Genomic DNA, 19,780 nt, shown 5'->3' with positions numbered 1-19,780 from the left:
GGACCGATTCGGGATGAATGGGGACGGGTTCGTTTCATCCATGTTCCGGATGAAACGAACCCGTCCCCTTCTATCCCATCTCGGCCGCCAATTCTACCGTCCGTACCGCGCGAGAATCCTATCCTTGTTCCTCTCGAGATATTCCTTCATACGCGGCATGGAAAACGCCACGTACCCCGGTGCAGTCGCTTCTATGATTTGGCGTGCAATAAGGATGCGACGATATGAGTTGGCGTCGGCGGTCGGCTTTCCCATGCGCCGAGCTATCTCTCCCGTCGATGAGGCGCCCTCGTCCACACACATTGACAGCAGGTACTGAACGCTCGGCAGGGTAAGGTCCGCTAGGGCCGTATCGAGCACGGCGCGCTCATACTCGTCACGCGCAACCTGCACGCCCTCCTTCACATCATGCTGAGAAATAATCAACGATGTCGCCGCATGTCGTCGCGCAACACGCCACACGCTGTGTCCCACGAGCTGCGTGAGATACGCATAGCCCTCAGTGGCACGGGCTGCGCAGGCAAGGGCCTCGTCTTCAATATGCAGCCCCGAGCGTTCAATACTCGCCTTGAGTGCAACAGCGACTTCATCAATGGGAATGCTCGCCGGCTCTTCGCGCTTCGTGTAACGGCGCACCTCGTACTCAAACACCTCGCGAAACGTCGCGTCGGCGGGCAGCTCCGCAACATCCACCTCCGCCGATACGAACGGCAGGTTGGCAGTGACCGCGGCACGCGCCACGTGCAACGACCTAAGCAGCTGGCGACGAATCGAATCGAGCACATCCTCGTCCGAAACAACGTTGACCACATTCCAGCCTTGCTGTGCGACGAGCTCGCCCAGCTCGGTGAGAAGAACCGTCTTGCCTGAGCCGCGCGGACCGGTTATGCGCATAAGACGGCCCATCTTTCCCCGACTATACGTTTGCAGAAGCTGCAGAATTTGCAGAAGCTGCAGAAAACGCAGAAGGGCTTTGAGGGGGGCAAATAAGGGCGAGACGAGATGAAACGGCCCCGTCCCCATCCGTCCATCGCCCGCCCCGCGGCGTCGGCTACTCGACCTTCACGATGGGGGCGAAGCCCTTCATGAGCTTCTTGGTCTGGCCGGTCTTCTCGAAGGTGACCTCGATCATGTCGCCCGCAACGCCGATGACCTCGCCGGCGCCGAACGTCTTGTGGCGCACCTTGTCGCCGACCGCAAATGCTTCGGCAGCCTTGGCGGCGTCTGGACGGCGGCGCTCGACAAGCGATCCGTTGCGCTCGCGCGCGGCCCGCGGCGCCCCGCTGCCAAAGGTCGCCGGCTTGCGACCTGCCTCAGGGCTGATGCCCGTGTGACGCGACACGCCGCCCGTGGAGCGCGTGTAAGACCCGAAGACGTTTCCACCGTACATGTCCGAACCCACGCCCGAGCCATAGGTTCCGCGACGGTCCCCGCGCTTCTCCCAGCCCGTGCCCTCAAAGCCGGCGGACCCCACACCCGAAAACTCGATGTCCTCGGCAGGAATCTCGCCCACAAAGCGGCTGCGCGGATTCGCCTGCGTGGAGCCGTAGGTTCGGCGTGTGGCGGCATAGGTGAGGAACAGCCGTTTGCGCGCACGCGTGATGGCGACATATGCCAGGCGACGCTCCTCTTCGAGCTTCGCGGGGTCGTCCGAGAAGCCGGCCACATGCGGGAAGATGCCCTCCTCGAGGCCCGCCACAAAGACCGCCGGGAACTCCAAGCCCTTTGCGGAGTGCACGGTCATCATGGTGATGGCGTGCGACTCGCCGGCAAGGGCGTCGAGGTCGCTTCGGAGCGCCAGCCACTCGAGCAGCGCGGGCAACGCCGCGCAGGCGAGTTTTCCGTAGGTGCGCTCGATCTCGACGGCCTCGATCGAGGCGCGCGACAGCTCGGTCGGCCCCGCCGCAAGACCCGGCTCGACATCGGTCAGGGGCTCCTCGACATCGAGGCCCGCCGCCCTCAGCTCCTCGAGGCTTTCGAGCGTTCCCTCGATGTCGTCGTGAGTCTCCTCGAACTCCGCCGCGACGCCCAAGAATTCTTGGATGTTCTCGGCGCGACTCTCTGCCTCCATGGTGCCCTCGGCACGAAACGCCTGGACAAGGCCCGTCTTGTCGACGATGGCGTCGACGACGTTTTTCAACTCGCCGTCTAGGCGGCGGCCGTCGCGCACGATCTGCACGAAGTCGGCAAGCGAGGCGCGCACCTTTGCCGAGAAGCGGCCGGTCTCGGCCGTCGCGATCTCGCACGCCTGGAAGAAGCTGCAGCGGTTCTCACGCGCGAGCTCTTCGATCTTGGCGATGGAGGTCGAGCCGATGCCGCGTCGCGGCGTGTTGATCACGCGCTTTACGCTCATCTCGTCCGCAGGGTTCACGATCATCTTGAGGTAGGCCATGACGTCGCGGATCTCGGCGCGGTCGAAGAAGCGCGTGCCGCCCACGATCTTGTAGGGCACGCCCGCACGCAGGAACATGTCTTCGAGGATGCGCGACTGGGCGTTCGTGCGGTAAAACACCGCGATGTCGTCGTAGCTCGTGCCTGCCGCACGCAGCTTTTCGATTTCGGCAGCAATCCAGCGTCCCTCGTCGCGCTCGTCGGACGCCTGATACGCCTGGATTTTCTCGCCATCGCCCATCGCGGTGAAGAGCCGCTTGTCCTTGCGCTGCGAATTGTGGCGCACCACGGCGTTTGCGGCGGACAGGATGTGGCCGGTCGAACGATAGTTCTGCTCGAGCTTGACCACCTTCGCCCGGGGAAAATCCTCCTCGAAGTCGAGGATGTTTGAGATGTCGGCGCCACGCCAGCTATAGATGGACTGGTCGTCGTCGCCCACCACCATGAGGTTCTGGTACTTCGCGGCAAGAAGGTTTGCGATCTCGTACTGGACATGGTTGGTGTCCTGGTACTCGTCCACGCTGATGTAGCGGAAGCGCTCCTGGTATTTCTCGAGCACCTCGGGGCGGCTTCGCAAGAGCTCGAGCGTGCGCACCAGCAGGTCGTCGAAGTCCATGGCGTTGGCGGCGCGCAGACGCCGTTCGAGCTCTTGGTAGACCTGGGCGGCCTTTTGCTCCTGCGGGGAGCTTGCCCGCGACTGGAACTCGTCGGGCCCCACCATGGCGTTCTTGGCCGTCGAGATCTTCGAGCGGATCATGTTGAGCGGATACTGCTTCTGCTCGATGCCAAGCGCCTGCATGATGTCGCGCACCATGCGGCGCGAGTCGTCGTCATCGTAGATGGTGAATTGGCCGGTATAGCCGAGAAGGTCGGCGTCTTCGCGCAGCATGCGCACGCACATGGCATGGAACGTGCACACCCACATGCCGCGGGTGCCGTCGGGCAGCAGGGCCTGCAGACGCTCGCGCATCTCAGCCGCCGCCTTGTTGGTAAAGGTGATGGCAAGCATCTGCCAGGGCCGAACGCCCAGGTCGGCGATCATGTGGGCGATGCGGAAGGTGAGTACGCGGGTCTTTCCCGAGCCGGCGCCCGCAAGAACAAGAAGCGGGCCCTCGGTGGTGAGGACCGCCTCTTTCTGGGCGGGATTCAGCCCGTCGATGTCAACGACCGGCTTGGCCGGGCGGGCGGGAGTCGGGGCGTCGTAGACATCGAGCGGAACCTGCTCGTATGCGGGGACAGCCGACGAGCTGGTCCAGGCAGCCGACGAGGATGCGACCGGTGCCGAGGCGGGGGCTCCCGAGAACGACGGCGTCGCCACCGATCCCGTGGCGCCAGACAGGCCCCTTGCAGGAGCGGACGATCCCGCGGGCCCGCTCGCCCCCGGAACGGCGCCCAGCCTCATATTCTTCTCCCACGGCAACTCTTGCGGCATACCTCAGCTCCCAGCGTCCCGCGCCCGCCCCGGCAGGCGTCATGATTTAGCCTGACCAGTATACCCGCCCGCACGGACGCAGGCTCCCCGCTCAAGCAATCGCCACGGAGGTTTGCAGCCGCTAGCTCACGGCTGCAAGGAAGCTCGTACCTTCGCCGTTTCCCTCGACGCCAAAGTTCTCAAGCACCGTTGCGCCAAGGTCCGAGCAGGTGGGACGCAGGCCCAAATCGCATCCGGGACGACTCATCGACGGCGACCACGCGAGCAGCGGCACGAGCTCGCGGGTGTGGTCGGTTCCCGTGTAGGTGGGATCGTTGCCGTGATCTGCGGTCACCATGAGCAGGTCGTCATCGCGCATGGATTCCATCACCCTGCCGAGACGCTCGTCAAACGCCTCGAGGGCCTCCCCATCGCCCTGCGCATTGCGCCGATGCCCGTAGACGGCATCGAAGTCGACCAGGTTGGTAAAGCACAGACCCTGCCAATCCTGTGCCATGACCTCGTCGACATGGTCCATGCCGTCCATGTTGCTCTCGTTGTGATAGTTGCAGTCGAAGCCCTGCCCGCAGAAAAGGTCCCAGGTCTTGCCGACCGAGATGACGTCATATCCGGCGTCGTGCAGCATGGTGAGCGCAGTGGGGCCCGTAGGCTCGAGGCCGTAGTCATGTCGATTCGCCGTGCGCGCAAAGTCCTCTTTGCAGGTGCCCACGTACGGCCGGGCGATCACGCGACCCATGGTGATTTCGGGGCCGTTGATGAGCGTGCGCGCGTATTCGCAGATGCGATAGAGCTCGTCGAGCGGAATGACCTCCTCGTGCGCGGCGATCTGAAGCACCGAATCGCCCGAGGTGTACACGATGAGCTCTCCGGTCTTGAGCTGCCGCTCGCCATAGTCATAGATGACCTGCGTGCCGGAATACGGCTTGTTGCATATAATGCCTCGACCGGAGAAGTCCTCCAGCTTTTTCAGCAGGTCAGGCGGAAAGCCCTCGGGGAAGTAATCCACGTGGAACCGTGCGGGGAGGCACATCATTTCCCAGTGGCCGTCCAGGGAGTCGTTTCCGAAGCTCGTGACCTGCATGCGGCCGAAGGCGCCCATAGGCCTCGCCGGCCCGTCGATGCCCGCGAGGCCGCCGGGATGCGTGCCGCAGATGCCAAGCTTGGTCATCGTTGGAATGTCCAGCGGACGCCCCAGGCTGTCTACGAAGAATTCCGCCATGTGACCCAAGGTGTCTGCGCCGGCGCTGTTGTACTTCGAGGCGTCTGGCGCACCCCCTACGCCGATCGAGTCGATCACGATGACCAGCATGCGACGATATCTCATGAGCATTCCTTTCTTTGCGCGAGGCACCCCTTTGACGTCACCGAGCCGCCTCCCCGGCCGGATAGGCGTCACGCCGTAATGACGGCGTTTTTCTGCGCACATGCCTAAAAATGTGCAAAAAGTCGAATTGTCGGTCAACAATCGCCGATATGCAGATTTGCATAAATGTTATGCATGACTCTGACCAGGCAAAGCGTGCATATGCGCGAATCGGATGTGCAAAAGTTCGTTTTGTCGGTCGCCTCAATCATCCCGAGGCGACCGACAAATCACTTTTTTGCACAGGAATAGGCCCTTCGGCAGAAAAACCATTGCCCACCGATCCGGAGCGTGCATATTATTGTGCGCGGACTCTTTTGTGCGCGGACTCGCCAGTCGGCCGGCACGCCGCTCGAAGACGCCGAGGACGCCTCGATGCGGCTTAGCAGGACAGAGCGGTCTCCAACGCCACCTCGAGCATCTGGTTGAAGCTTGTCTGACGCTCCTCGGCGGGCAGTCCAAGCCCACGCGAGGGGATGTCCGAGATGGTGAGCAGGCACAGGGCGCGCTTGCCAGCGGCGGCGGCGTTCATATACAGGGCAGCGGCCTCCATCTCTGTGGCAAGAACCCCCATGGGCTTCCAGGCGCGCTCGTTTGCCCCGCCGTCATAGAACACGTCGCTGGAGAGCACGTTGCCCACGCGGATCTTCACGCCCTGGCGCTTGGCGGCGGCCACGGCAGCAGAGAGCAGCTCGAAATCGGCGATGGGGGCAAACGTCCCGGGCAGGCCAAACTGGTTGGCATAGTTGCTGTCGGTGCAAGCGCCTTGGGCGGCGACCACATCGCGTAGCTCAAGGTCGTCGGCGTAGCCGCCGGCAGAGCCCACGCGGATGATCGTCTCCACCCCATAGTTGTGATACAGCTCATACGAGTAGATGCCGATGGAGGGCATGCCCATGCCATGCCCCATGACCGAGACGGGCTTGCCCTGATAGCTGCCCGTAAAGCCAAGCATGCCTCGCACGCCGGTCACCTGACGGGCGTCGTCGAGATACGTCTCGGCGATATACTTTGCCCGCAAGGGGTCTCCCGGCATGAGAACGACAGGGGCGAAATCCCCCTCGAGGGCGGCGTTGTGCGGCGTGGGCGTCTTAGGCATGGTCGGTCTCCTTCGTCTGGCAAACTACCTGATGACGGCTTCAGGCCGTGGACCGCATGAGGCGAGCCCCGCACGGACGCATCGCTTCAGCGACCCGCCCGAGGCATCCCCATCATCGCGCCGCGCGCTGTCGCCGCCATGATTTCCGTGTCTCCATTATGTTTCCCGCCCAGACCAAAGTCGCCCCCGTTTTCTGCCACATACATGGCAGAAAACGGGGGCGATGCTGCACGTCTCTCGGAGCACGGTCGCTAGGCGGGCAGCTCCTCCAGGATGCTCACCGCGGCGGACACGCCCAGGCGCGACGCGCCGGCGTCAATCATGGCCATGGCGTCGGCGAGGGTGCGGATGCCACCCGATGCCTTGACGCCCATGTCGGCCCCGACCGTCTCGCGCATGAGCCGCACGTCGTCTGAGGTGGCGCCTCCGGTCGAGAATCCGGTCGACGTCTTGACGAAGTCCGCACCGGCCTCCTTTGAGAGCACGCAGGCGCGGGCCTTTTCCTCGTCGGTCAGCAGGCACGTCTCGATAATCACCTTGAGCAGGGCACCTCCCTCGTGCGCGGCGTCCGCGACGGCAGCGATATCGCCACGAACGGCATCGTCCTCGCCGGCCTTGAGGCGGCCGATGTTGATGACCATGTCGACCTCGTTCGCGCCGGTGTCGACGGCCTCGCGCGCCTCGGCAACCTTGGCGGCGGTCGTGGTGGCGCCCAGGGGGAACCCGATAACGGTGCACGTCGCGACGCCGGAGCCCTCGAGCCCCTTCGAGACGCGCGAGACCCAGCAGGGGTTCACGCACACCGATGCGGTCCCAAATTGAAGCGCCTCCTCGACGACACGGTCGATGTCGGCCGCCGTCGCCTCGGGCTTAAGCAAGGTGTGATCCATGTAGGAGGCGAGCTGCTGACGAGAAATGTCCATGGCGATCCCTTCTTTGTTTGTCGAGCCAATGCGGCGGGCGCATGCGGATACAGCCCCATTGTGGCACAGGGCAAGAGCCTCGTTCGACCCCATCGACGTACAGCCTGGGCGCTAGGCGCGGCCGGACTGCCTGCGCTTCGCGTAGAACGCCACCACATTTGCCGCGACCGCGCCGGCTATCACCGCGGTCAGCAGCATGAACGCCATCTTGCCGCCGGCAGCCGTGCCGGCCTCCATGGACACGGCCCCCGCCTGGGCCGCACCCACCACCGCCGTCACGGCGCTCACGCCCACCGAGCCGCCGAGCTGCTGCAAGGTGTTAAAGACCGAGCTGCCGTCGGTGCGGAGCTCCTCCGGCAGGCAGGACAGACCGTGCGTCATGGAGGTGCTCATGCCAAAACCCTGGCCCACGCCGAAGAAGATGTAGAACGCCATCATGAGCTCAGGCGTCAGAACGTCGGCGAACAGCAGGTACAGAACGCAGGACTCGACCAGGCGATCCCCGGCTTCGCTTCGGCGGAGACCCTGCTCTATGCCCCCGAGCTCAAGTTCTACAGCAACCGCGTGCGCATGGACGAGCGCTTCACCACCAACGTCGCAGGCCTCCACTGCCTCGGCGACTCGAGCGGCTGGACGCGCGGCCTCATGATGGCGAGCGTCATGGGCCATCTCATGGGAGGCTACCTGGCGGAGGAGCTGTAAGGAAGCTGCCCGGCAGAAGAACTGTGGGCGCCCCGGCTTCTAGCACCCCTGCTCCGGGCGCCCACCAGCAAAATATGCATGCCCTGAATGGCCGCTTTGACGATTTTCCGGAAGAAGCCCCGCTTCTGTGCAAAAAATCGATTTGTCGGTCCCAATCCTCCGCCTGGTGAACCGACAAATCGATTATTTGAACGCCGGACATTGCGATGCAAGCATTTTCCCTGGTCAGCAACGTGCATAAAAAACAGGCATTCTGTATCAAAGCGATATTTGACCGACAAATCAACTTTTTGCACAGAAATCGGCATCTGTCGGAAAAAACGCCGCCGCCATCGATGCCGATGACGGCGGCGCCACGCTTACGCCACGTTGGTGGAGATGCCGAGGGCCGGCGCGATCACGAGGAAGAACGCCAGCACCGCGACGCCGAGCACGATGCGGTACACGCCGAAGGCCGAGAAGGTGTGCCGCTTCACAAACCCCATGAGCCACTTGATCGCGACAAGCGAGACGATAAAGGCAACCAGGCACCCCACGGCCATGATGGCGATCTCGTTGGTTCCAAAGGTGCCGCCGTCTATGAGCACATACTTCAGAAGGCGCAGGGCGCTCGCGCCAAACATGACGGGAATGGCGAGGAAGAACGTGAACTCCGCCGCAACCGAGCGGGTGGTGCCCAGAAGGAGGCCGCCGATGATGGTCGAGCCCGAGCGCGACGTTCCCGGAATGAGCGAGAGCACCTGGAAGACGCCGATGCCGAAGGCCACCTTCCACGGCAGGTCCTCAAGCGTGGTGATGGCGCCAAAATCGCCATCGGGCGTCGGCTCGGCGGCAGAGGCGGGCTTTGCAAAGTGCGCCCCCGCAGGGCGGCTGCCGGGAACAACCCCTTCGGCGGCGACGCGCGCGGCAAGCTTGCGAGCACGCCAGCGCTCGATCACGATGAAGGCGATGCCGTACACGATGAGCGCAGCCGCCACAACGGGCGCGTTGTAGAAATGCTGCTCCATGAAGTCGTCGAGTGGGATGCCGATCGCCGCAGCAGGAATGCATCCCAGAACGACCTTGCCCCACAGCTTCCAGGTGTTCCGACGACCCTCCTTGCCCTTGCTGGGGCTAAAGGGATTGAGCTTATGGAAGAACAGGACGCACACGGCGAGGATGGCACCCAGCTGGATGACCACCTGGAACATGTTCCAGAACTCCTCGCTCACGTTGAGCTGCATAAACTCGTTGACCAAGATCATGTGGCCCGTCGAGGAGATGGGCAGCCACTCGGTGATGCCCTCGACAAGGCCCAAGAAGGCCGATTTTAGAAGCTCGATGATATCCACGACGCCTCCCGTCGCCAGCGTGTCCGCCACGCCCCACCCTCGCAACCCGGCACAGAAGCGCTCGGCAGCCACGGGGAACGCGGCGGCGACATCTCAAAAGTCTGAAGCCCCATTATCGACCCGCCCCCAGCGACACCGCCTGACAATCAGCGCACGTTCACAGAATAATAAGGACGTGTGTGCATAGCGTAGGGTATAACCCGGTCAGGGAATGGATTCGCGGAGGCGCACGGAGTCTCTAGCATGACCCGAAGGAGGACCCATGAACGAAGGCTATTCCAAGGTATTCGTTGCGCTCGATGGTACCGACCAGCAGGACTTTGTCCTGGCGCGCGCGATAAAGGTTGCCGCCAACAACGGCGCGAAGCTGATCATCGGTCACGTTATCGACTCCACCGCCCTCGAGAGCGCCGGCGCCTATCCGGTCGACTTGGTCAACGGGCTCGAGGAGGCGTTCCGCAACTCCATCGCCACCCAGGTCGAGGAAGCGAAGGAAAACGCCGACATCCCCGAGGTCCAGATCATCATCCGCGCCGGCCGCATCCGCGAGACCCTCAAAGACGAGATGCTCGACGTCGTGCAGCCCGACCTGGTCATGTGCGGCGCCCGCGGCCTATCGTCCATCAAGTACGCGCTTCTCGGCTCGATTTCGACCTTCCTGCTACGCAGCACCGAGTGCGACATCCTCGTGGTGAAATAGCGCAAGGCGCGACAGAGAGGCTCCCGGCGCCCCGCCCTGCGGGGCGCCTGCCATATCAGGCCACGTCGAGTCCGTCTTGCACCATGTGGGCACCTACAAGGCGCCCCGAGCATGCGCCCGGCGCGCCCGCAGCCTCTCAAGCCGGGCTATCAGAAGGTCCCGAGGCCTTCCAGTGCAGAGTCCCTATCCTAGAGGACCCCCCCCCCGATCGATATAGTGGAACCTGTTGGTGGAGAACCGAAACATCACCGCGAAGCCTTCGCCCTCGCACGAGGCGGCCTCCACGCCGACGCCCATCTTGTCGCACAGGCGCTTGACCAGATAGAGCCCGATTCCGGTCGAACGCTTGCCCACGCGCCCGTTCTCGCCGGTAAAACCCTTCTCAAACACGCGAGGCAGGTCTGCGGCGCCCACGCCGCACCCATTGTCGCGCACCGTCAGCTCGACGCACTCATTGGCGCCGCCCTCGTTGAGAAGGCGGGCGGAAAACTCGATAAACGGATGGTCGGCCCCCGCGTACTTCACGCTGTTTTGAATGACCTGGCCCAAGATGAACTCGATCCACTTCTGGTCGGTGAACACCGAATAACCAAGGCCGCGGCGCACCGGAGCGATGTGGGCGGCGATGAGCGACGGGGCATTTGCCTTGATGGCGTCGGCGACCAAGGAGTCCAGGCTGTAGCTCCGAATGAGGTAGTCGCGTTCCACGGCCTCCGACCGGGCATAGAACAGCGCCTGCTCGACATAGCCCTCCACGCGGCGCAGCTCCTCGTCGAGGGCGTCGAGCTTGGGATACGCCCCGTCGAGCGAGGGGTCGGCCTGGAGGTTGTCCAGCATGAGGTGCGCCGCTGCCAGGGGCGACTTCGCCTCATGGACCCACGTCTCGATGTACTCGCGATAATCGACCGCCTGCCTGCGATACGACGCTACGTCATCGTTGGCGGCCTTTGCCACGGCGGCGAGCGCATCGTAGACGATCTCGCCCTCGACGAAGTCGGGGCGGTCGACGGCCTCGGTGATCCATAGCGGATGCTCCACCGTCGAGGCATAGCGATCGAGCGTGCGATAAAACGAGCGCCGGCGCAGGTACTCGACGGCAAAGGCCAAGACGAAGCCGGCGGCCACGATGCCGCAGGCCAGCAGCGACACCGCCGCGCCCGAGGCAGAGACCGCGAGCACGAAGCCGCACATGGCGATCGAAAACGTCGCGAGCGCGACGGCAGGCCAGGACGAGCGGAGATACGTAGCGAGGTTCATGGCCGCCTCACACCGAGTATCCGCGTCCGCGGTGCGTGGTGAGATACCCCGTCACGCCGATCTTCTCGAGCGTGGCGCGCAGGCGGTTGATGTTCACCGTCAAGGTGTTGTCATCGACGAAGGCATCGGAGTCCCACAGGTCGCGCATGATTGCCTCGCGCGAAACGATGGTGCCGGCCCGTGAAATGAGCAGCGCCAAGATGCGCATCTCGTTTTTGGTGAGCTCCACCTGCCGGCCGTTGGCAGACGCCGTGGAGCGCGAAAGGTCGAGCGTGACGCCGTTGTGCTCCACCACGCGCCGGTCCTGGGCTCCCGCCACACGACGCAGCAGCGCCTGGATGCGCGCCACGAGCACGCGTGCGCGATACGGCTTGGGCACGAAATCGTCGGCACCCATGGTCATGCTCATGACCTCGTCAATCTCGGTCACGCGCGAGGTGAGCACCATGATGGGGACCTCGGAGACCGCCCGCAGCTCGCGACATACAAACTGCCCGTCGGTTCCCGGCAGCGTGAGGTCAAGAAGCACGAGGTCTGGGCCTGCCGCCTGGATGTCTTCGACCACGCGGTCAAACGTCTCGCACCATGCGACCGCAAACCCGCTCCGCTCGAGCACCTGGACGAGCTCCCCGCGGATAGCGGCGTCGTCCTCGACTATATAGATCAGCGCCATACCGGCCCCTCTCGAAACGCCTCGCCCTCACGGACGCCCCTTCATTATGCCCCGCCTCCGGGCTCGATAGTTCCCGTGCGATAGGCGTCGAGCAGCAGGCGCAGGTCGCCGATCTGCTCGCGAATCGCCTCGCCCGTATCGGTGTCTGACACCATGATGCGGCGGCTCGGGGTCTCGAAGTGCGTGGTCACGCTTTGGATGTCGGCATTGTGGACCAGCGCCTCCTCGACGCTCTTGAACGCCTCGTGGGCCTTCAGGCGCATACCCCGCGAGCTCGCGCGGATAGTAGACCAGCGTGCAGAGGTCGCTCTTCTCTTCATCTGAGAGCGTGTCGCCGAAGTCCTCGTCCACATGCTCGCAAATAACGCCCGAGCAGTTGTTGAGGATGTGCAGGAACGCCTCGTACTCGCCGTGCAGGTCGCTCATGAAGTGCTCGGTGCCCTTGGGCAGGTTGAGAATCGCCTGCAGGTTGATGATCTCGGTGAAGACGGCCTGCTCGTTGGGAAACTCACGGGCGAGCAGCTTCAGGTACTTGATGGTCTGGTCTTGGCGGTCGCGCGCAGGCATGCAAGCCTCCCTATCAGACGGGGAGGAGGGCCGCACAAGCCCTCCTCCCAAAGACCCCGGCGGGGCCGCTGTGGATCTTCGTCGCCCGCGGCCGGCACGCCCGGCCGCCATGTCGGGGACAAAGGCCGGGGCCCGCTCCGAACGGGCCTCGGATGGGTCAAGACGTCGCCGTCCCCCAACGACCCATTAGTGACGGAAGTGGCGGGTGCCCGTGAAGATCATGGCGATGCCGTGGTCGTCGCAGGCCTTGATGGACTCGTCGTCACGCACGGAGCCGCCGGGCTGGATGATGGCCGTCACGCCGTGCTCGGCAAGCACGTCGACGTTGTCACGGAAGGGGAAGAACGCATCGGACGCCGCGACGAGGTTGTCGGCCGAGATCCCCATGCGCTCGCAGGCCTCCTCGGCGCGCTCGCAGGCCATGAGGGCGGAGTCCACGCGGTTTGGCTGCCCCGGCCCCATGCCGATGCCCGCCTCGTTCTTGGCGACGAGGATGGCGTTGGACTTGACCGTCTTGACCACGCGCCAGGCAAAGAGCAGGTCCGTCATCTCCTTGTCAGTGGGCTTGCGGATCGTGGGGCAGGTGAACTCGGTGGGATCCTCGTCGACGGTGTCGACGCACTGCACGAGCATGCCTCCGTCCACCGAGCGAAGCTCGAGCTTTGCATGGCCCTCGGCGCCGCCCGTGGCAAGCACGCGAAGGTTCGTGCGCTTCGCGAGGCGGTCGAGCGCGGCCTGGGTGTAGCCGGGGGCGATGAGCACCTCGACGAACTGCTTGTTCTGGTCGGCAAAATGCTCGACGAGCTCATAGGGCACCTCGCGGTTCACCGCGATGATGCCGCCGAAGGCGCTCTTGGGATCGCAGGCGAAGGCGCGGTCGTAGGCCTTGGTCACGTCGGAGGCAACGGCCGACCCGCAGGGGTTCTGGTGCTTCAGGATCACGCATGCCGGCTCGTCAAACTCGCGCACCGCGTTCCATGCGGCGTCTGCGTCGAGCAGGTTGTTGTACGAGAGCGGCTTGCCCTGGATCTGCGTGGCGCCAACGAGCGGGTTCGCCGAGGCGCCGAAGGGGGCGAAGTCCTCGCCGAACTGATAGACCGCCGCGGACTGATGCGGGTTCTCGCCGTAGCGAAGGTCCTGGACCTTGGTGAGATGCAGGCTGAACTCCGCAGGCGGCTCGAAGGCGTCGCCGCCCTCGACCGCGGCGTCCTGGCCTCCGAGGTAGTCATTGAGCCACAGGGAGATGGCGGTATCGTAGGCAGCGGTCGTGGTGTAGACCTTTGCCGCCAGGCGGCGGCGCGTGGCGAGCGTGGTGGAGCCGTCGTGGACGCGCATCTCCTCAAGGACCTTCTCGTAGTCCGCGGGGTCGCACACCACCGTGACCGAATCGTTGTTCTTCGCGGCGGAGCGCAGCATGCTGGGGCCGCCGATATCGATGTGCTCGATGGCGTCGGCAAAGGTGACGTCGGGCTTAGCGACGGTCTTCTCAAACTCGTAGAGGTTCACGCACACCAGGTCGATCATCTTGATGTCGTGCTCCGCAGCCTCAGCCATGTGCTGCTCCGAGTCGCGGCGCGCGAGCAGTCCGCCATGGACCTTGGGGTGCAGCGTCTTCACGCGCCCGTCCATCATCTCGGGGAAGCCCGTGAACTCCTCGATCGGCGTGACCGGTACGCCGCCCTCTACGAGAGCGCGCGCCGTGCCGCCGGTCGAGATCACCTCCACGCCATAGTCCTCCTGCAGCGCCTTCGCGAACTCGACGACCCCCGTCTTGTCGGTCACCGAGATCAGCGCGCGCTTGATCTTCACGTCCTGTGCCATGCGCCCCTCCTTGAACTGTAGCGCCCGCGCCGGCAAGCCGACCGGGTGCGCGGCATAACGTCTCTAATGTAGCGCATCGGCGACGGCCGGATGCGCGGCGAGGGCGGTTTTAGCGCAAACGCGAACAAGTGCCGGCAAGCGGCTGGCCGCGCACCCCGTTCTGGCGGCGAGGCGCAGGCGCCCGCCTGGCGGGATCCGCCGTGGCAAAATGTGGGCATCCGCCCGCGTCGCGACGCCCACGTGGGCATGACACGTGACAGAAAGCGAGCTCCGAGCATGCCTGAAATCTGCTATCGCCCGTTTGAGACGCCCGACTTCGATGCCCTCGCCGAGATCCTACAGCCGCTGTGGCACACCCGCTCCAGCATAGAGCGCTATAACTTCCTCGAAGCGTGCGACGACCTTGCGTACTGCCTTTCTGTATCGAATTTCACGCAGGTGGCGCTCGTAGACGGGGTGCCGGGCGGCGTGGTGCTCGCACGAGGCGGGTCGGTGGACCCCGCCCGGGCGGCGCGCTGGCAGGGCGCGGCGCGCGGCTATCTCGAGCAGATGGATGCCCTCGACGCGCATAGCGCAAGACGCTACCAGGCGCACATCGACCTGTCCTGCCGCATAGGCGACGAGCTGGTCGCCGCGTGCGGTGCGCCCGCAGAAAGCGAGGTCACCCTCCTCGCCGTGCACGGCGCCGCCAGGCGCCGCGGAATCGGCGCGACGCTCCTCGAGGCCGCAGCGGCGCATCTCGCCGCAAGCGGGCAGGCGAGGCTCTATCTCAGCACGGACACCGAATGCAACTGGGCGTTCTACGAGCGCCAGGGACTCACCCGCCTCGCCGCGCACCGCGCGAACGCAGACGAGCGGGGGCTGCTGCCGGAGGAGACCTACCTCTATGGGCTTGACCTTGCGCCCCGACAGCAAACGGCGACCCGCTAGAAGCTTCCGCCGCCGCCCCCGCCGACGCCGCCGCCTCCGCCACCGGAGAATCCGCCTCCAAAGCCGCCCGAAGAGCTGTCGAGGCTCGTGGCAAGCTCAGAGATGGTTGCCTGGTGCACGCCTTGCATCTCATGCGCCGGCGAGCCCAGGCCGACATGCGGATAGCACCACCAATACACGGGATAGTAGTAGCCGCCAAATTCGTCTTCGCGCAGGTCGCGAGGCACGGCATCTGCCAGCTTGCGCAAGACCTCGTCGGACACGCCCAGCGCGACGGCCATCACCAGGAGCTTGTTCCACAGGACAAGATCGTCTGGGACCGCTTCCGAGAGCCTCGTAAAGTCTTCGAGCCAGCGCTTGAGCGCCTCGCAACGCGCCTTGAGCTCCACGCCTTCGCGCGAGTAGCGACGGAAGGTAAAGGAGACGAAGATCGCCGCAAGGGCGAGCAGCATGGCAACAAGCGTGGCGGGCAGGGCGGCACCGTCCGTCGCAATCAGGAAAAACACGCCTCCGACCACGACCAGGGCACCGAGCCCCAACGTGGCTGCCTGGAATTCGCCTCCTCGCGACTGAATGAGCCCGCGCATCTCGAGGTGCGCCGACACCTCGGCCTTGAAGTCCTCGAGGCGCTTGGAGTAGTCCTTGGGGCTCCCCTTCGCCTCATCGCCCACGCTGCCAAACAGGACGCTCGCCCCCTGTGAGGCGCCATAGCCGAAGTACAGGTCGATCGCCGCCCGATCGATCGCCGAGGTGGCGCGCGCCGGGTCGGCGAGCGTCATGCGATAGTCGTTCTTCTCCTTGCTGCCCAAAAGCCCCCGCTTCTCGGTCGTCTCAAGCGACAGCTCGATGACGCGCTCGTCCGTCAGATGCATGAGCGTGGCGACGAAGGCGCTGTCGGGAACCGAGCCGCCCTCCATAAAGGCGGCGATGACGGCCGGATGGTCGGAAGAGGGCACGTCGCGGAAATAGGTGTCCTGGAACTGCGGCCGGGGCGAGCGGCCGCGGGTGAACTTGAAGGCGATCGCGGCAACGAGCACCAGGAAGCCCGCGCCGAGCAGCACGGCGGATCCGACGGCGGCAACCGTGCGGGCCTGTTCGCGGCGCGCGTTGGCCTCCTCTGCCCACTGCTGCTCCTCATCCAATATGGTCGGAAGCCGCTCGGATGCATCGGCTGAGAGCCCTGGCACCCAATCGACGGGAAACGCGATGCGCGCCTCGGCAAACTCGCCCGAACTGACCCTCGGCGCCGTGAAGGAAGCGCTCGGCTCGGTCAGGTCAATCGAGACGCTGCCATCGAGCGGCCCGTGGGCCCAGGCGCGCACGTCCTCTGCCGAAAGGCCTTCGGAAGCCGCTCCGTCCGCCGACCCGCCGTCCTGCTCGCCCGCGCCGGGCAGCGAGGCGTCCGGAAAGCTTACCTTGAGCGTCACGTCGTTCGAGTCGACTTCCCAGCCGGGCCCCACAAACTGCCAATACAGCTCCGCCGTGTCAGACCATGCCATAACGGCGCCCGTGAGGGTGTAGGAAAGGGAAAAGGTGACGATGTCGCCGCTCTCCTGCGGAGAGAACAGCTTGACCTCAAGCTCAGTCGAGTCGGCGATGGCGGTGAAGACGCCCGCGTCGCCGTTCTCGGCAAACTCTACCTGTGAGAACGATTGTCGCGAGCCATCTTCGCCTATGGCTTCGACGCGCCCGATGTTGTATGAGACGGTCGTTCCCTGCTGGTTTTGAGAGATGGGGAGGGTCCAAAAGACGCCGTTGACGTCGTCGTCAAACTCGAGCGTGCGCAGCTCGGTCACCTGCAGGTCGCCGTCGGGCAGCACCGCGGCAGAAATGTCGACGCGCGTCGTATCAAACGACTCGGCATGAGCACATGCCGGCGCTGCAAAAAGCGCCACCAAGGCCACCGCCACGCAGGCGATCAGTCGCGCAGCCACATGTCGGGGCACCCGCGGGCGATATGTGCGGGACGCCCCCGACGCACCGTCACGCCGCACGATGGGCATGCGCGCCTCCGACGAACAACAACGCGTATTCATGGCAAGCCCCTTCCCTCCAGGATATGCTGCCCCCATTGTACATGGCGTCCCCACGCGCCGCCCTGCCAAGCGGCCGGCGGCAGCCCCGCCCGCGAGCGCGCTCGGCGCAGTGCCCGCCGAGCCAGGCGCCGCATCTATGCCGCGCCCGCCCCGGCCTGGGAACCGCAGCGCGCCGCCGCCCCCAGGCTCCGCAGTCCCGGGTCCCGTGGCAAGTCATGAAGAATTCGCGACGAAGCGGGGCGCGGACGCCCCTCGGGAATGTGTCCGCACAGGTGGGTATAGTTCGTTATGTATACACGGGCGACCGCGCCCGTCGTCAACAGGAAGGGTTTTATCTCATGGCACTCAACGAGCAGGTCACATCGGTCCTGAACGACCAGATCAACAAGGAGCTGTATTCCAGCTACCTGTACCTCACCTTTGCCGACTACTACGAGGACCGCGGCCTCAAGGGCTTCGCCAACTGGTATGAAATTCAGGCTAAAGAGGAGATGGACCACGCTCTGGCCATTCGCCGCTACCTCCTGGACAACGATTTCACCCCCACGATGGAGGCCATCGCCAAGCCCGACAAGACCTTCGACAACGACCTCGCCCCACTCGAGGCCGGCCTTGAGCACGAAGAGTACGTGACGAGCCTCATCCATCATTGCTACGAGGTCGCACACGAGCTGCACGACGTGCGCACCATGAAGTTCTTGGACTGGTTCGTATCCGAGCAGGGCGAGGAGGAGACCAACGCCCGCGACATGATCACCAACATGAAGCTGTTCGGGTGCGACCCGAAGGGCCTCTATGACCTCGACCGCGAGTATCAGACTCGCGTCTATACCCAGATGACCGCTCTGCCGCTGTAGGCGGCTCTGCACGGCGGCGGCGCCCGACACACTCGACTCGGCTGTCGGGCCGCCGCATCGCCCGAACATCGCCCCCCTTTTCCAAGGAACCCCGGGTTCGCCCGGGGTTCCTTGTTGTATGTCCCACGCGCCAGGCCGCATCCGGTCTTTTCGACCTGAGGCGCGCGCATCTGACGCCACCGGGGCCGGCCCTCCGCTCGCACCGCTATACTAGCCTTCGGTGCAAGCATGAAGGGGGCCATCGTGTCTGAGCAACACATCGAGGCGAACGTCGCAGACTCCAAAGGCGCCCATGCGCCGGTGGGCAGATTCGCCCCCTCGCCATCGGGCCGCATGCATCTTGGCAATGTATTCGCCTCGCTTGTTGCCTGGCTTTCCGTGCGAAGCGCGTCAGGCAAGATCGTCCTGCGCATCGAGGACCTCGACCCGCGCACCCAACACGGCCCTTGGACGGAGCTGCTCATCGACGACCTTCGCTGGCTCGGCCTTGAATGGGACGAGGGCCCCGTGCACCAAAGCGACCGCATGGAGCTCTATCATGCCGCCATAGAGAGCCTGCGCGAGCAGGGGCTTCTCTATCCCTGCTTCTGCACGCGCGCGGAGCTTCACGCCGCATCCGCCCCGCACGCCAGCGACGGCACGCCCATCTACGCGGGCACATGCCGCGGCCTTAGCGCACAAGAGGTTGCCGAGCGCTCTCGGCGGCGACCTGCCGCCCTCCGCCTGCGCGTTCCAGCTGAAAACGATCGCGACGGCACGATTTCATTTGTCGACCGCGTCTTTGGGCTTCGCAGCGAAGTGCTCGAACGCGAATGCGGAGACTTCCTCGTGCGGCGCAGCGACGGAATCTACGCCTACCAGCTAGCAGTCGTTGTAGATGATGCCGAGATGGGCGTCACCGAGGTCGTGCGCGGGTGCGACCTTCTGGACTCCGTCCCCCGCCAGATGTACCTCCAGGACCTTTTGAGCCTCCCCCATCCCTCGTACGCCCACGTGCCGCTGCTCGTTGCCGCAGACGGACGCCGACTCTCGAAGCGCGACCGCGACCTTGACATGGAGGGCCTGAAGGACCGCTTTGGCTCTCCGGAGCGGCTGCTGGGATGGCTTGCCGGCATGACGGGGCTCGCGCCGGACACGAGCCCGCGAAGCGCCTCCCAGCTCGCCGAGATCTTCAGCTGGGACCTGGTGCGCGCGCATCGCGAGAACCACTGCCTGGACGCGCCCGAAGCCCAAGCCGGACGGTAAACGAAGACGGGCTGCAGCGCCCTCGGCGCAAGTGGCTGCGCAAGCGCTGCAGGCAATACGCCGTTGCTACAACGTTATCGAGCTTTGAGGGGGCAACATTTCACCAAAGCTCGGTATTATTTCGAAATACGCCCCGATTTTGTAAAAAGACCGAGCTTTGGCGAGGATGGCGGCGAAGCAGAAGCCCGCGCGCGTGCCGCGCTCCTGTCGGGATCCGCGCGCTTGCTGCGTGCCGCGCCCCATCGGGGCTCGAGCCCCGCCCTTCACAGCAAAAAGCCCGCCTCCCTGATGGGAAGCGGGCTTTAGCGTCAACTGGCGGAGAGCTGGGGATTCGAACCCCAGATTCCCTTGTGGGGAATACTCGCTTAGCAGGCGAGCACCTTCGGCCTCTCGGTCAGCTCTCCGTAGCAAGGTCATATATTAGCGTACACCGGCACCAAAGCACAAGGACGC

18 protein-coding genes, 1 tRNA gene and 1 pseudogene are annotated in these 19,780 nt (G+C 64.6%); 5 read left to right on the top strand and 15 right to left on the bottom strand.

Going from position 1 to position 19,780, the window contains the following annotated elements; genetic code table 11:
- Positions 1-93: 93 nt before the first annotated feature.
- From H6A15_RS05425 to H6A15_RS05400, 6 genes are all read right to left on the bottom strand, one after another.
- Entirely contained in the window at positions 94-1,023 is a 930-nt protein-coding gene (locus H6A15_RS05425; protein ID WP_275060834.1) for an ATP-binding protein, read from the bottom strand.
- 28 nt (positions 1,024-1,051) lie between these two features.
- On the bottom strand, positions 1,052-3,823 hold the full coding sequence (locus tag H6A15_RS05420; RefSeq protein WP_239462379.1) for an ATP-dependent helicase: 2,772 nt from the start codon (positions 3,821-3,823) through the stop codon (positions 1,052-1,054).
- Between the two features lie 121 nt (positions 3,824-3,944).
- Positions 3,945-5,147, bottom strand: coding sequence for a phosphopentomutase (locus tag H6A15_RS05415; RefSeq protein ID WP_239462378.1), 1,203 nt, complete (start codon positions 5,145-5,147; stop codon positions 3,945-3,947).
- 421 nt (positions 5,148-5,568) lie between these two features.
- Positions 5,569-6,285 (bottom strand): purine-nucleoside phosphorylase, encoded by a 717-nt coding sequence (gene deoD / locus H6A15_RS05410; RefSeq protein WP_204672732.1) that lies wholly within the window; start codon positions 6,283-6,285, stop codon positions 5,569-5,571.
- A gap of 251 nt (positions 6,286-6,536) precedes the next feature.
- Positions 6,537-7,208 (bottom strand): deoxyribose-phosphate aldolase, encoded by a 672-nt coding sequence (gene deoC / locus H6A15_RS05405; RefSeq protein ID WP_204672731.1) that lies wholly within the window; start codon positions 7,206-7,208, stop codon positions 6,537-6,539.
- A gap of 111 nt (positions 7,209-7,319) precedes the next feature.
- Positions 7,320-7,601, bottom strand: coding sequence for a hypothetical protein (locus H6A15_RS05400; protein ID WP_204672730.1), 282 nt, complete (start codon positions 7,599-7,601; stop codon positions 7,320-7,322).
- Between H6A15_RS05400 and H6A15_RS05395 the strand changes: the two genes are divergently transcribed.
- Complete coding sequence (locus H6A15_RS05395; protein ID WP_239462377.1) at positions 7,581-7,910, top strand: hypothetical protein; 330 nt, start codon at positions 7,581-7,583, stop codon at positions 7,908-7,910. The genes H6A15_RS05400 and H6A15_RS05395 overlap by 21 nt on opposite strands.
- On the opposite strand, the gene H6A15_RS05390 is transcribed toward H6A15_RS05395, so the two are convergent.
- Together H6A15_RS05390 and H6A15_RS05385 are read right to left on the bottom strand one after the other, a co-directional pair.
- Positions 7,889-8,218 carry a hypothetical protein gene (locus H6A15_RS05390; RefSeq protein ID WP_204672729.1) on the bottom strand — a complete coding sequence of 110 codons (330 nt, stop codon included), beginning with the start codon at positions 8,216-8,218 and terminating at the stop codon, positions 7,889-7,891. The two genes, H6A15_RS05395 and H6A15_RS05390, sit on opposite strands and share 22 nt — an antisense overlap.
- 51 nt (positions 8,219-8,269) lie before the next feature.
- Positions 8,270-9,241 (bottom strand): undecaprenyl-diphosphate phosphatase, encoded by a 972-nt coding sequence (locus H6A15_RS05385; protein ID WP_204672767.1) that lies wholly within the window; start codon positions 9,239-9,241, stop codon positions 8,270-8,272.
- Positions 9,242-9,503: 262 nt separating this feature from the next.
- On the opposite strand from H6A15_RS05385, the gene H6A15_RS05380 reads away from it, so the two are divergent.
- Positions 9,504-9,941, top strand: a complete 438-nt coding sequence (locus H6A15_RS05380) for a universal stress protein (protein ID WP_204672728.1) — start codon at positions 9,504-9,506, stop codon at positions 9,939-9,941.
- Between the two features lie 183 nt (positions 9,942-10,124).
- Here the strand turns inward: H6A15_RS05380 and H6A15_RS05375 are convergent, their stop codons facing one another.
- The 5 genes and pseudogenes from H6A15_RS05375 to purH all read right to left on the bottom strand — a co-directional run bounded on the left by H6A15_RS05375 (position 10,125) and on the right by purH (position 14,259).
- Entirely contained in the window at positions 10,125-11,198 is a 1,074-nt protein-coding gene (locus H6A15_RS05375; RefSeq protein WP_204672727.1) for a sensor histidine kinase, read from the bottom strand.
- A gap of 7 nt (positions 11,199-11,205) precedes the next feature.
- On the bottom strand, positions 11,206-11,871 hold the full coding sequence (locus tag H6A15_RS05370; RefSeq protein ID WP_204672726.1) for a response regulator transcription factor: 666 nt from the start codon (positions 11,869-11,871) through the stop codon (positions 11,206-11,208).
- Between the two features lie 44 nt (positions 11,872-11,915).
- Entirely contained in the window at positions 11,916-12,134 is a 219-nt protein-coding gene (locus tag H6A15_RS10730; protein ID WP_239462383.1) for a fructose-bisphosphatase class III, read from the bottom strand.
- Between the two features lie 10 nt (positions 12,135-12,144).
- Positions 12,145-12,438, bottom strand: a pseudogene (locus H6A15_RS10725) (fructose-bisphosphatase class III); the annotation flags it as partial.
- Between the two features lie 186 nt (positions 12,439-12,624).
- Positions 12,625-14,259: a bifunctional phosphoribosylaminoimidazolecarboxamide formyltransferase/IMP cyclohydrolase gene (purH, locus tag H6A15_RS05355; RefSeq protein ID WP_204672725.1), complete on the bottom strand. Its 1,635-nt coding sequence runs from the start codon at positions 14,257-14,259 to the stop codon at positions 12,625-12,627.
- A gap of 276 nt (positions 14,260-14,535) precedes the next feature.
- On the opposite strand from purH, the gene H6A15_RS05350 reads away from it, so the two are divergent.
- The gene (locus H6A15_RS05350) at positions 14,536-15,189 is read left to right on the top strand and encodes a GNAT family N-acetyltransferase (RefSeq protein ID WP_204672724.1); all 654 of its coding nucleotides are present in this window, start codon (positions 14,536-14,538) and stop codon (positions 15,187-15,189) included.
- Here the strand turns inward: H6A15_RS05350 and H6A15_RS05345 are convergent.
- Positions 15,186-17,123 carry a DUF2207 domain-containing protein gene (locus H6A15_RS05345; RefSeq protein ID WP_342635820.1) on the bottom strand — a complete coding sequence of 646 codons (1,938 nt, stop codon included), beginning with the start codon at positions 17,121-17,123 and terminating at the stop codon, positions 15,186-15,188. The two genes, H6A15_RS05350 and H6A15_RS05345, sit on opposite strands and share 4 nt — an antisense overlap.
- A 440-nt stretch (positions 17,124-17,563) precedes the next feature.
- Here H6A15_RS05345 and H6A15_RS05340 point away from each other — a divergent pair, with 440 nt between their 5' ends.
- Together H6A15_RS05340 and gluQRS are read left to right on the top strand one after the other, a co-directional pair.
- Complete coding sequence (locus H6A15_RS05340; protein ID WP_204672723.1) at positions 17,564-18,082, top strand: ferritin; 519 nt, start codon at positions 17,564-17,566, stop codon at positions 18,080-18,082.
- Between the two features lie 243 nt (positions 18,083-18,325).
- A complete protein-coding gene (gene gluQRS / locus H6A15_RS05335; protein WP_342635819.1) occupies positions 18,326-19,327 on the top strand; it encodes a tRNA glutamyl-Q(34) synthetase GluQRS in 1,002 nt (333 codons plus the stop codon).
- A 313-nt stretch (positions 19,328-19,640) separates the two neighbouring features.
- Here the strand turns inward: gluQRS and H6A15_RS05330 are convergent.
- Positions 19,641-19,731 (bottom strand) — tRNA-Ser (locus tag H6A15_RS05330).
- Between the last annotated feature and the right edge of the window lie 49 nt (positions 19,732-19,780).

Origin of the sequence: Enorma phocaeensis (assembly GCF_016901575.1) — a bacterium.
In the GTDB taxonomy this organism is placed as follows: Bacteria; Actinomycetota; Coriobacteriia; order Coriobacteriales; family Coriobacteriaceae; genus Limicola; species Limicola phocaeensis_A.
The sequence above is the reverse complement of the archived record's forward strand: the minus strand, read 5'-3'. Positions and strand labels throughout refer to the sequence as shown.